This is a genomic window from Ekhidna sp. (assembly GCF_965227465.1).
In the GTDB taxonomy this organism is placed as follows: Bacteria; Bacteroidota; Bacteroidia; order Cytophagales; family Cyclobacteriaceae; genus Ekhidna.
The window spans coordinates 2,657,397-2,669,786 of the sequence record NZ_OZ245746.1; the positions used below are offsets into that span (position 1 = coordinate 2,657,397).

A 12,390-nucleotide genomic window follows, 5' to 3' on the forward strand; every position below is an offset into this window, starting at 1 on the left:
GGGCAAAAGAGAAACTACCGAAGCGTGGTAACGTAATGAATGCATATTGTTCGCTCATTTATCTGAAACTGACTTGCAAAAAATCCTCCCAGTGAAAGTGAACAATGAATTTCTTTATTTGAAGAAAATGCATAGAACAGGCTAGGCTCAAAAGATAGACCGAATTGATAATCAGGCATTATATCAAAATCATCTTGTGAGGTCACACTTCCATCTGTTAGTCTTACATTGTTAATATTTACCTCTCCAAAATTAACTGAGTTGTGTGCTCCCAGCATCATTGTAAAACCCACTTTATTAATCGCTTTTCTATACTTGATGTAAACAGGTACATTCAATTTTAAAATATCCACTAGCAGCTCAGTGGAATTTGCAAATTCAGATCCATCAACCTCAGTAATGGTTGAAGCGGAGTTAGTCAACGAGTATTTACTCAAATTAAGGCCGAATCCGTAGTGAAAATTAGATTCATCTAACGTCCTTTTTCGAATCTGCTTAAATCGCGTGAAGCCTACCCTACCTAGAGTCCCTGAATCATTAAAAGCACCAGAATTTCCAACGATGAACCTTGACACTGGGAAATTACTGACAGTGAAAGAACCTACCGAAGCATAGAAGTCATTAGACTTATTGGGAGGGCTGCAATCCATAAAATGCCTAATCGACTTGATGGATAACTTTAAGTTTCGGGTATCTTTAGTTGGACATTCTAAATTTATTGAAGAAAGTAGCTGCTTATAATTGGACCTATTTAATTCAACTAATCCATCGCTTATTTCAAGATAGAATCTTTCATATTCATCTGTTTTTAGATAAAAAATAGAGTTTTCTCCAGTGTAAAATCTTTCTAAAAAAACACGATACTCAACCCCATTAATGGTCACAGGACGTGACAAATAAGAGCGACCATTCGTAAATCCATATTCTGATATTTCGTATGGACTATAGTATGTAAGCTCAGACCCTCTTCTAACAATGCACTCAAAAAATCTCTTTTTACCAGGTGGCAACAAAACTGCGTCAACAAAACTGCCATCAATAACAATATAACCTGGTCGGGTTGATAAATCTGCTCTATTGATTTGATTGATTACCTGAGCTGTAGCGGATAGCTCAAATAGAAGTACTAAAATCAATAATAAACCAGATTTCATGCTATAAATTATCTACCTCATTACTTCTCCTGGAAAAACGACCAGGCTCTCAGTTCCATCCTTACCTACAGAAGCTACTCCAAATAAATAATTATCAATAACAATACCTTCTAAGGTAAATTCACTCAATCCAGGCTCAACTAAACGATAATTATCCCAGGTGGGTGAAGTTGTTGCTCTAAAGTATATTTTATATCCCGCCAGATTCTCATCTTCAACCGGATCCCAAGCTAAAGTAGTGGAGGGTTTCACTGCCCCTCCTATTTTTACGTTGGCAGGCTGTGGAGGTGCTGAAGCCAAGGCCGCAAGTGTAATCGCATTCACTGATGTCAGCTTGGCCGCATACTCAAAGTTGACGTGCTCAATTACATCACCATATTTGATTCCATCCTCTTCACGGATATCTTGATGCTGTTGCGTGTAATTCTCGTGAGCTTCCATAATTCGGATACCTGCAAAGCCGACATCACAAAATGGACGATGATGTCCCCCCCTGCCAAATCGATCTAATCGATAGATCATCATTGGATTCATCTCCGGCATGTAGGTTTTGGTCATTTTGTATACATACCTCGCCAACTGTCTTGAAATGCCATCAACTTCACCCCCGTAGTATCTTCTCATTCTTTCTTGAAAATCTGAGTCTTTTGGATTGGTAGGTTCTGAAAATATTCTGAACGTTCGGTTATCAATAACTCCATCTACACCTTCAATATTTCCAATCATATCATTGTTGAGTACACCCACAATATCCCATCCCTCTTCAATTGCTTTAGCTGCAAGATATTTTCCTCCGTACAGTCCTTGTTCCTCGCCTGAGAGGCCAACTAATAAAATAGAACTTTCGAAATCATATTTGGACAGCACTCTCGCCGCTTCAATTACACCAGCCATTCCTGAAGCATTATCATTTGCTCCTGGTGAATCATCCGTATAGTTCAAAGCATCAGATACTCTACTGTCTATATCACCGGCCATAATCACATAGCGATTAGGATACTTCGTCCCTCTTTTGATCGCCAAAACATTAACAATCTCGGTATCCTTGGTGATTCTGGTTTTTGCATTACCTTTTTCCAAGGTTCGGTGCATTGAAACCTCCAGACACCCGTTGCACTCGTTCGATATTTTCTCAAATTCAGATTTAATCCATCTTCTGGCAGCACCAATTCCTCTGGTATCTGAATCAGTTTCAGACATAGTGTGTCTGGTCCCAAAGGAAACTAACTTATTTATATCTTTTTCAATTCGATCAGCGCTTACGGATTCGATGATCTCGTAAGACAACTGAGCATTTGTTGAGAAGCTTAGAATAATTGTTAAAAGCACAAAAGTGGATTTCATAAATGTGATATTTATTTGCTGTTTGTTAGGTAATCGATCAATTCTTTTAGATTGGACTCATTTATTGATGAAATGTTCAATTTCTTACGATCATACGCCGTATTCTCGAGCGCCTTTTGAATATCTTTTTTCCGTTTTATAACGTTGGGTTTTCCACCAACTTCAAGGATTATTTTTTCCTCCACATTCCATTCATCATATTTCCTTCCCGTATTTAGAGCTGGATTGTAGTTAGCCTTTAGGAGTTCGAGAGTGAATACCTTTAATAACCTTATGTCATCTTTTGCATATAATAATTCACCAAAAAAAACATCCGCTAAATCACTAAGTGGAATATACGTTCTGCCCTCTACTTCTGCACGCTGCAAGTCTTTCCATGCAACGGCGTAGGTATTTTTAAAAACTTTGACTTCAATGACATTAAGAAATAGATTAAATCTAGCTGGGTACTTTTGTTTTTTATCTCTTTCAACAAAGGTGAGTATTGTTTCTTTCCACTCTGGATCAAGGTGGATGTTTCCTTCCACAACACTTCTGGTATTTCTACTAAAAGCAGAAAGTGGACGTATACCTGTGTTGCTAATACCAATTTCCGGCTCTTGAGCGACCGAAAATCCGGAAAGCAGAATAAGAACAATTATGCTAATTGTCTTGATTTTCATAGGTCTAAGATAAAAACAAAAAAGGCCACCTCAAGAGGTGGCCTTTTAAAATATAGTATATCAAATAAATTAGTTATTAACCGGAGTTGGTACATACTGATCAACCACTCCAGGGAAGTTAGAGTTAGAAGCTGCCTCAGTTTGTGGATACAAGAATCGCTGTGGAATCACAGTTGTTCCAGTTCCTTTAATTGGAACTCCAACTAAGTTGTCTGTTCTACGAACATCACTATAAGTCGGTAGACCAATTACTGAGCAATACTTCTCCAACATTACTTCCATATTTAGTGAAGAATCTTCTGATGTTCCATCATATAATTCACCACCTACTTGGAAATCTGTGATTACGTACGGATCATACTGACCTGCAGTAAACTGAGCCGCATGACTCGCTCTTACTGCATTTAGTGCAGTCAAAGCTGCATTATTGTCAGAACCTACTTCAGTTTCTGCGATTATTAACTGCATTTCTTCAAAAGAAATAACAGAATAATTATTATCAACCGCAGCAAAACCTCCAGCTGTGGTATTGATATCATTACCATTTACATAGTAATTATACCTAGCAGTTTCGTCTGTCTTAGAGTTACCTTTATACTCTGCTTCAGCCGTATTCAACAGCTTCGACATGTAACTAAAATCCAGACTACCTTCTACTTTTAGGTAATCCTGACGTTGCTCTACCTGAAATTGCCAGAAAAGATTTTCTGAGAAATTTGTTGAGGTATGTATAATCGACCAATCATTTGCCTTCGAAGTGAAGTTAGCAGCCGTGGCTGATGCATTCGCATTCGCATTATCACCTAACGCTAGGTAATATCTTGCTTTTAACGCATTTGCTATCTGTGCCCAGCTAGAACTGGTACTGAATACATTATTTGCAGCAGGAGATGTTCCAACCAGTGCAATTCCTGCATCAAGCAGTCCTATAACATTGTTCAATACAGCTACCTGTCCTTCAAATTCAGGATCCTCAAAGTCAGAACTATTTACCTGGCTGAAAGGAATATCTCCAAACAATAAAGCTGCCTCACCAAAGTGATATGCTTCAAGAATTGTTGCTTGTCCTTCTGCAACAGCATTGCTACCATCTTGCGCTTTTTGCTTTGCAATTTGACACTGAGCAATACCTCTCTGATAAATATCCTCCCAAACCTCATCATAGTCAGTTTGGAGTGTACTGTAAATATTTAGTGTACCATATTGACGGTCATTACCCCCAAACTGGTCCGTAAATATCGTAGCAATCCGATTGGGATGTGCCTCAGCAACAGCTACAACGTTCAGATTCGCATGATTTAATACAAGTCCTAGTGATGTATCTGTAAAGTTATTAGGGTCATTATTTAACCCCTCTACTACACTTTCACATGATGCAAAAGCTAGCAATAACGTTAATGAATATATTATTCTTTTCATCTTAATCAAATTTTAGAATTATAGTCTAGCTCTCAAGTTGAATATGTAACTCTTAGTAGCCGGGTTTGTGAAATAATCCAAACCACGTCCTTGAGAAGCACCAGTCAAGTTAACCTCTGGATCTATACCAGGGAAATCTGTGATGATAAGTAAGTTTCTACCAGAAACACCTACTTCAATTTCTTTCATACCTACTTTCTTCGCAATTGAAGTTGGTAGCACGTAAGAAAGACTAACCTCTCTAAGTTTAGTCCAAGAAGCGTCTCTCACGAATTGCTCATCAAGAGAACCGAATCCTCCACCGTCAGTTCTATACCAACCTTCTTCTAGCGCTATTGGTCCGCCACCAAAGTCAGCTACACTACCTCTAAAGGTAGTACCTGCAGTGATTGTACCACCACTATAAGTTGGAAGATCAACTGGAGCCACCGACTCAACAGCCGTTTCAGGTGCAATACCGAAGTAATGCAATACACCCCAAGTTCCTGCCCACATATCATTACCTTGACTAGTTTCAAACATGAAAGAGAATTTCAACCCTTTATAGCTAGCTGCAGCACCCAGAGAAGCTCTGTAATCCGGGTTAGGATCTCCAATAACTCCTTGCTCATCATCGATTACAGGGAAGCCAGCAGCATCTGTTTCAATATTGCCTGCTGCATCTCGTAAGTATCTACCACCATAGATAGAACCAAAAGGAGCACCTTCAACAACTGAAGAAGATGTACTTGTAAATCCATTAAGAATGATTCTACTCACATTAGGAAGCTTCTCTACAATGTTCTTGTACTTTGTGAATGTTCCAAAAACGCTCATTTCCAGTCCATTACCAGAATAGAAGTTGTAATTCCAATCTAACTCAATTCCTTTATTAGAAATCTCAGCAAGATTTTGAACCGCTTCTGCATATCCAGTAGTAGCAGGTACCTCTACATCCATGATTGCGTCTGTAGTTTCTCTGTTGTAGTATGTGAAGCCCAATCCTAACTTATCGTCAAACAATCTGATATCAGTACCAATCTCCCACTCAGTAACCGTTTCTCTTGTAAGATTTGGATTACCCTGAGTAGTACCTCTTCTTACAGTACCTCCATAGTTAGCTCCATCTAAGTAATCTCCCCAGCCCTCTGAACCTGCAGTTGAAGAGAAGAATACATCACGGTTTTGATAAAGTCCTGGCTCAATACCAACTTGACCCCAAGTAGCTCTTAATTTCGCGAAAGAAAGAGGACCTGCATCAGTTAATACTTTATTAGTCAATACATAACCTAATGAAACACTAGGGTAGAAATTGATGTCCGGAAGTGTAGTACTTCGCTCTAGACGACCAGTTGTCTCTAAAAGTAAATCCTCAGCTATTGTAAAGTTTAACGTATAATAAGCTGCATTTTTCTTATTAAGGGAATTGAATTCCTCACCAAGAATATTTGCATTCGTAGCGTTTGTTACAATCTGCTTACTAGGATCTGCATTTAAGAAAACATTCGTTGAAGTACTAAGTCTTCCATAAGATTCGGATTCAAGCATATAACCCACAATCCAATTCAAAGAAACACTTGAAGTCAGCTCATTATCACCATTTAAGAAAACATTGAAGTTCTCTGTTTTCTCATTTCGGTCATCTCTGAAATACCCTCCTTGTGTGAAATCACCAGCAGAGTTTGCCTGGTAATAGGTTCTTCTCTTGTCGAACCAGAAATCAACTCCATAACGAGTAGTTAGGTTTAGATTCTCAGCAATTTTGAAATTCAATTCAGGAGAGAAAATTACTCGATCTACTCTGTTTGGATTCAAGTTTTTATTGATTGTCCAACCCGGGTTGTTATAAATAGCAGCAGCCTGACCAATTTGTCTGTTTCTGTAAGATCTGTGACTATTTGGTGTTCCAAGTGCATCAGAAGGTCCAGTAAAATATGTACCACTGTAATCAGTGTTGTCAAAATCTGGTGCTGTTCTTAGATACCCTAGGTATAAACCATTCAGGTTAGAACCGGTTTGCACCCGGCTAGACTCAGTACTGATATAAGAAGCATTAACCCTTCCCGATATATTATCGCTGAACTTTCGAGTGTGATTCAATCTGATTGAACTTCTTGAATAATCAGAACGGCCGTTAATTATACCTTCTTGATTAACTCTGTTTATTCCAACGTAGGTATTACTGTTATCAGTCCCTACAAAGCTCATTCCTAAAGAATAGTTCTCAGTAAATCCATCTCTGAATACCTGATCTCTATTTCTCTCGTTATAAGTTTCTCTTGAATTTTTCGCAGTAATAGGATAATAAGTTGTTCCTGTTTGATCACCTACGAAATATGCTCCAGTTTGATCAACTGTATTAGCTCCTCCGTCACGATCCGAAATCTTATCACCCCAGGAAAGACCTGATGCGTTAGCGTTCCATACTCCACCTGCACCTTGTCCATAAAGTGCTTGCTTTGTATGCTCTCTGTTAATTTTATCAACCGACCAGTTCGCATTGAAATCTATAGAGAAGTTACCATCTCCAACATTTCCTCTTTTGGTTTTGATAACTAAAACTCCATTTGCAGCAGCAGTACCCCAAACAGCAGCAGCTGCTGCACCTTTAAGAACTGTCATGCTTTCGATATCGGAAGCTGCCAGATCATTCAATCTAGACTGCTGAACAACTCCGCCTGTTCCAGATCCATATTGACTATTTGACATTGGCACACCATCAACGATAATCAAAGGTTGACTATTACCATTAATTGTGTTTTGTCCACGTATTTGGATGTAAGCACCAGCTCCTGGATCTCCAGAACTCTGTGTAATCAATACCCCTGATGACTTACCCGCAAGACCCTGAAGAAGTCCTGGCTCACCAGAACGTTCAACCACATCAGTCTTAACAATACTCGCAGAACTTATGTCACTGTCTTTTTTCCGTGTAATACCCAGCGCCGTAACAACTACCTCTTGTAGCTCTGTGGCTCCAGACATCTCCAGATCAATCGTAGTTCTAGACCCAATGTTTACTTCTTGAGTACTGAAACCAACATAAGAAAAAACGAGTGTAGCTCCATCTTCAACGGAGATTCGATAGTTACCATCCAAATCGGTGGTAACACCTGTTGTTGTGCCTTTAATCACAACGTTCACTCCAGGTAATCCTTCACCGGTATCATCGGTGACCTTACCTGAAACTGTTCTCTGTGCCATCATAGATGTGACGGCAAATAAGAACAAAACAGTAAGTAGTAAAATCCTCTTCATACTTTACTTTTTTTGTTATTAATTAAGTTACTAAAACCCTAAAGAAAGTGAATAATAGTATTATTGACAAAGGAATTGTCCCATTTGTGTAGACATATTTCAATTAAAAAACTTAAAATACCGCTAATCAATAAATCATAACAAAGGAAAATAGGCAGGATAAGAAAAAAAGAGTTGAGTCAATACACAAAAAATAATCGATCCAATACATTTGCAACCCAATCAATTATTCCAACATGGCATCCCCTCCTAACCTTGAAAATCTTCAAAATATTTGCTCACAAGTCAGACGTGATATCGTTCGAATGGTGCATGCGGTTAATTCTGGCCATCCGGGCGGCTCGCTTGGATGTACTGAATACTTCGTCGCACTTTACAATCACATCATGAAATATGATGCTTCATTTAATATGGAGGGAAATAATGAGGATGTTTTTTTTCTTTCAAATGGACATATTTCACCGGTCTTTTACAGCACATTAGCAAGAGCTGGATTTTTTGAAGTGGCAGAACTAGCTACTTTTCGAAAAATTGGCTCCAGACTTCAGGGTCATCCTGCAACTGAAGAGGGTCTTCCCGGTATTAGAATAGCAAGTGGATCACTCGGTCAAGGATTATCTGCGGCTGTTGGTGTTGCCCTTGCTAAAAAATTAAACGGAGATGATCGCAATGTTTTTGTACTAATGGGTGATGGAGAACAGCAAGAAGGTCAGGTTTGGGAAGCCGCCATGTTTGCAGCTCACAACAAAGTGGACAACTTAATTGCTACAATAGATTATAATGGGCAACAAATTGATGGGCCCCTAACTGAAGTCAATGATCTAGGCGATCTAAAAGCAAAGTATGAGTCTTTTGGATGGCATGTACTAGCATGCAATGGGAACAATATGGAGGAATTAATCCAAACTCTTGAGGAAGCACGATCAAAATCAAACGCCAGGAAACCAGTTATGATCTTAATGACCACTGAAATGGGCAAAGGAGTAGATTTTATGGAAGGCACTCATAAATGGCATGGAGTAGCTCCAAATGACGAACAACTTGTGGATGCATTAAGCCAATTAGAGGAAACTTTAGGAGACTATTAATTAAAATCACCAACCTGAATAATGAAAACTAAACTTACTTACACCGACAAAAAAGACACGCGTTCCGGATTTGGTGATGGACTTCTTGAAGCAGCTAAAAACAACCCTAATATCGTAGGACTTTGTGCTGATTTGACCGGATCCTTAAAAATGAACGCTTTTCAAAATGAGTTTCCGGATAGATTCTTTCAGGTTGGTATCGCTGAAGCTAATATGATGGGAATCGCTGCTGGATTAGCAACAGCAGGAAAAATCCCTTTTACAGGTACTTTCGCAAACTTCTCAACCAGTAGAGTCTATGATCAATTGAGACAATCAATCGCATATTCAGAGAAAAATGTGAAAGTATGTGCATCTCATGCCGGATTAACTCTCGGAGAAGATGGGGCCACTCATCAGGTACTGGAGGATTTAGGCATGACGAAAATGCTTCCAAATTTCACCGTTATCAACCCATGCGACTATCATCAGACAAAAGCTGCGACTATGGCAATTGCGGACCATCACGGTCCTGTCTACCTCCGTTTTGGACGTCCGGGATGGCCGATGTTCATGGAAAATCAACCTTTTGAAATTGGGAAAGCTATCACACTTATTGAGGGTACAGATGTATCCATTTTTGCCACCGGACATATGGTTTGGAGAGCCATTGAAGCGGAAGCGGTGTTGTCAGAACAGGGTATTTCAGCTGAAGTGATAAATATCCATACTATTAAACCATTGGATGAGCAGGCAATCCTGAAATCCATTGCTAAAACAGGCTGTGCTGTCTCCGCGGAAGAACACCAGATTGCTGGAGGTTTAGGTGAAAGTATTGCTCAAACAATCGTAAGAAATCACCTGATCCCTCAAGAGTTTGTAGCAGTGAACGATCAATTTGGTGAAAGTGGAAAACCTGCTGACCTTCTGGACAAGTACGGTCTTGGAGTAGCTGATATTGTAGAAAAAGCAAAAAAGGCTATCTCCCGCAAATCTTAAATTTCGATCAAAAAAAAAGATTATTAATGCCGAGGCAAAATTGTCTCGGCTTTTTTTGTCTTGCATCTTTGCCGGATGTTATCAAACAGGCAACTTTTTCTATCGCATTTAGCTCCAACCTCTGATGCACCTCTGATGCTCGAAATAACCTCAGCAGAAGGCATTTACATGTTTGACGCTGAAGGGAAGGAGTACATTGACCTAATATCAGGCATTGGAGTATCCAATGTTGGTCACCGCCATCCAAAGGTTGTTGATGCAATAAAAGAACAAGTTGATAATCACCTCCACGTGATGGTTTATGGCGAGTTTGTCCAAAGCCCACAAGTAAAATTGGCTCATGCTATATCTACCACACTTCCGGAGAAAATAGATGCAGTCTATTTAGTTAATTCAGGAAGTGAGGCAATTGAAGGGGCCATGAAATTAGCGAAAAGATATACCGGAAGGTCTAAAATTGTTGCTTGCCATGATGCGTATCATGGATCATCCCATGGAGCTCTTTCTCTCACGGGGAGTGAGTCTTTCAAGCAAAACTATCGTCCACTCCTTCCAGGAATTTCACATATTCAATTTGGAAGTATTGATCAGTTAAACCAAATCAATGAAGAAACAGCGGCATTTGTAGTAGAAACTGTACAGGGAGAAGCTGGTGTACGCTATGCTGATACTAACTATTGGAAAGCGGTAGAAAAAAGATGTGAGGAAACAGGTACACTACTCATATTAGATGAAATTCAGTGCGGATTTGGCAGAACCGGGAAATTCTGGGCATTCGAATATTATGATATCCAACCTGACATATTGGTCAGTGCAAAAGGAATGGGCGGTGGAATGCCTATTGGATGCTTCATATCCAAAATGGAAATCATGCAGGTGTTTACAAAGAACCCGGTTTTAGGCCATATTTCCACCTTTGGTGGCCACCCGGTATCTTCAGCTGCCTCTTTAGCCACCCTCCAAGTCATTGAAAACGAGCAACTTTTAAGGGATATTGATAGGAAGGAACAGCTCTTTCATAAATTGTTAAAGCATCCAAAAATCAAAGCAATCAGAAGCAAAGGCTTAATGATGGCTATTGAATTTGAATCTTATGATGTGCTAAAACCACTAATTGATCGTGCAATTGAGCTTGGGGTCGTCACAGATTGGTTTTTATTTAATGATCAGTCCATGAGAATTGCGCCTCCACTAATTATCACAATGGATGAAATAAAAAAAGCCTGCAAGATCATTCTGCAGGCCATTGATGATGTTTTTCCTCGTTAAATAAGTTGGCTTAGATCAAGAATAAAAGACTGCTCCTCTCCCATTTGCCATAGTGTGAGTTCAACATCCTGGTTGACCTGCTCCAAAAGGTCTCGGAGTTCTGGGAGTGTATAATCTTTGACATCTTTACCATTTACTTCCAGTATCTCCGCATCTTTTTTAATACCTGCAATTTTTGCTGGGCTTGCATCGTATACCCGATGGATTAATACCTTGCTCATATCTTCACTTAATTGCAAGTAAAGGCCGCTTGCATTAACCGTAAAGGCTGAATCAAAGTACTTGTTTTTTAGGAAATAAATCTTTCCCCGAGAATAGTCAAATGTGATATCGAACCTCTTTAGAAGCTTATTTCCTAAAATACCGGCAACCTTTTTATTATTCTGTATTCCGTGTTTTGCACTACTAATACCAACAGGCATTTTTGAGAAATCAAAGGTCCCAAAACCAAAGTTTTTAACACGTCCTTCATAATGCATGGTCTCCTTTTTACTCAACCCAACCACAGGGTAAGAAAAGTGATCACCTGTTCTGGCAACAATGTCATTCTTTTCAGCAAATCTGGTATTAAAGTCCATAGTTGTTCCTGCACCCGTATTGATAAAGAAATCTCCAGTTAAAATCTCGCCATTATTTAATGTTACTTCAGCTTCGATATGAGGAATATAATTATCCAATCTAAATTCGAAGCTTTCACCAAATCCATCATGATTGTATGTATCTTGATCGTATAGTTCAAACATTCCTTTGCTATAATCCAGCTTTACCACATAATGATGGAGTAAATCATATCCGATGATTCCGTCAATGTTTTTACCAATACTCATTTCAAGGTGTCTTAAACTGGTCGCATAAAGTTGAATGTCTTTTTCTAACTCAATACCATTTAACTCCACTGTGTTATGATCAATAAGTGCTCCCTTGACCGCTCCCTGAGCACTTGTTTTTGAAGCTTTATGATCCAGATCTAATCCCAACTCTTGGGCAACATCTAAATCTATTACCGGTAACCCGTCACCTGTATCGAAAATGAAGTCCATAGGTTCAGACCCATCCACACTCAAATGGACGAAGATATGATCACCAAAGACCTCCATTGGTGTGGATGTAATTGGTTCCTGAGAGAATGTATTAGAAAAGGCGATAAATGCTAAGGCAGCAATAATTTTTCTCATAGTGATTGCAGTCTATTTATTTTAAAGTCAATTTAGAGATTTATTAATAATAGATACAACTTCA

The 12,390-nt window shown here is 39.1% G+C and carries 9 protein-coding genes; 3 read left to right on the forward strand and 6 right to left on the reverse strand.

Annotated elements, in window-relative coordinates:
* Positions 1–14: 14 nt before the first annotated feature.
* The 5 genes from ACO05G_RS11545 to ACO05G_RS11565 all read right to left on the reverse strand — a co-directional run bounded on the left by ACO05G_RS11545 (position 15) and on the right by ACO05G_RS11565 (position 7,816).
* Entirely contained in the window at positions 15–1,154 is a 1,140-nt protein-coding gene (locus ACO05G_RS11545; protein ID WP_421762921.1) for a hypothetical protein, read from the reverse strand.
* Positions 1,155–1,166: 12 nt separating this feature from the next.
* Complete coding sequence (locus tag ACO05G_RS11550) at positions 1,167–2,498, reverse strand: M28 family peptidase (protein ID WP_421762922.1); 1,332 nt, start codon at positions 2,496–2,498, stop codon at positions 1,167–1,169.
* Positions 2,499–2,509: 11 nt separating this feature from the next.
* Entirely contained in the window at positions 2,510–3,160 is a 651-nt protein-coding gene (locus tag ACO05G_RS11555) for a hypothetical protein (protein ID WP_421762923.1), read from the reverse strand.
* Between the two features lie 69 nt (positions 3,161–3,229).
* On the reverse strand, positions 3,230–4,579 hold the full coding sequence (locus tag ACO05G_RS11560; RefSeq protein ID WP_421762924.1) for a SusD/RagB family nutrient-binding outer membrane lipoprotein: 1,350 nt from the start codon (positions 4,577–4,579) through the stop codon (positions 3,230–3,232).
* Positions 4,580–4,597: 18 nt separating this feature from the next.
* Positions 4,598–7,816, reverse strand: a complete 3,219-nt coding sequence (locus ACO05G_RS11565) for a SusC/RagA family TonB-linked outer membrane protein (protein ID WP_421762925.1) — start codon at positions 7,814–7,816, stop codon at positions 4,598–4,600.
* Between the two features lie 236 nt (positions 7,817–8,052).
* On the opposite strand from ACO05G_RS11565, the gene ACO05G_RS11570 reads away from it, so the two are divergent.
* From ACO05G_RS11570 to ACO05G_RS11580, 3 genes are all read left to right on the forward strand, one after another.
* Entirely contained in the window at positions 8,053–8,904 is an 852-nt protein-coding gene (locus ACO05G_RS11570) for a transketolase (RefSeq protein ID WP_421762926.1), read from the forward strand.
* Positions 8,905–8,925: 21 nt separating this feature from the next.
* Positions 8,926–9,882 (forward strand): transketolase family protein, encoded by a 957-nt coding sequence (locus ACO05G_RS11575; protein WP_421762927.1) that lies wholly within the window; start codon positions 8,926–8,928, stop codon positions 9,880–9,882.
* A gap of 135 nt (positions 9,883–10,017) precedes the next feature.
* The gene (locus ACO05G_RS11580; protein ID WP_421762928.1) at positions 10,018–11,151 is read left to right on the forward strand and encodes an aspartate aminotransferase family protein; all 1,134 of its coding nucleotides are present in this window, start codon (positions 10,018–10,020) and stop codon (positions 11,149–11,151) included.
* Here the strand turns inward: ACO05G_RS11580 and ACO05G_RS11585 are convergent.
* Positions 11,148–12,326 (reverse strand): aspartyl protease family protein, encoded by a 1,179-nt coding sequence (locus tag ACO05G_RS11585; protein ID WP_421762929.1) that lies wholly within the window; start codon positions 12,324–12,326, stop codon positions 11,148–11,150. The genes ACO05G_RS11580 and ACO05G_RS11585 overlap by 4 nt on opposite strands.
* Positions 12,327–12,390 lie beyond the last annotated feature (64 nt).

Bases quoted from the DNA above. Each gene is read 5' to 3' on its own strand.
- ACO05G_RS11575 (WP_421762927.1), top strand. From the start codon at position 8,926: ATGAAAACTAAACTTACTTACACCGACAAAAAAGACACGCGTTCCGGA.
- ACO05G_RS11550 (WP_421762922.1), bottom strand. From the start codon at position 2,498: ATGAAATCCACTTTTGTGCTTTTAACAATTATTCTAAGCTTCTCAACA.
- ACO05G_RS11555 (WP_421762923.1), bottom strand. From the start codon at position 3,160: ATGAAAATCAAGACAATTAGCATAATTGTTCTTATTCTGCTTTCCGGA.
- ACO05G_RS11585 (WP_421762929.1), bottom strand. From the start codon at position 12,326: ATGAGAAAAATTATTGCTGCCTTAGCATTTATCGCCTTTTCTAATACA.
- ACO05G_RS11560 (WP_421762924.1), bottom strand. From the start codon at position 4,579: ATGAAAAGAATAATATATTCATTAACGTTATTGCTAGCTTTTGCATCA.
- ACO05G_RS11565 (WP_421762925.1), bottom strand. From the start codon at position 7,816: ATGAAGAGGATTTTACTACTTACTGTTTTGTTCTTATTTGCCGTCACA.
- ACO05G_RS11580 (WP_421762928.1), top strand. From the start codon at position 10,018: ATGCTCGAAATAACCTCAGCAGAAGGCATTTACATGTTTGACGCTGAA.
- ACO05G_RS11545 (WP_421762921.1), bottom strand. From the start codon at position 1,154: ATGAAATCTGGTTTATTATTGATTTTAGTACTTCTATTTGAGCTATCC.
- ACO05G_RS11570 (WP_421762926.1), top strand. From the start codon at position 8,053: ATGGCATCCCCTCCTAACCTTGAAAATCTTCAAAATATTTGCTCACAA.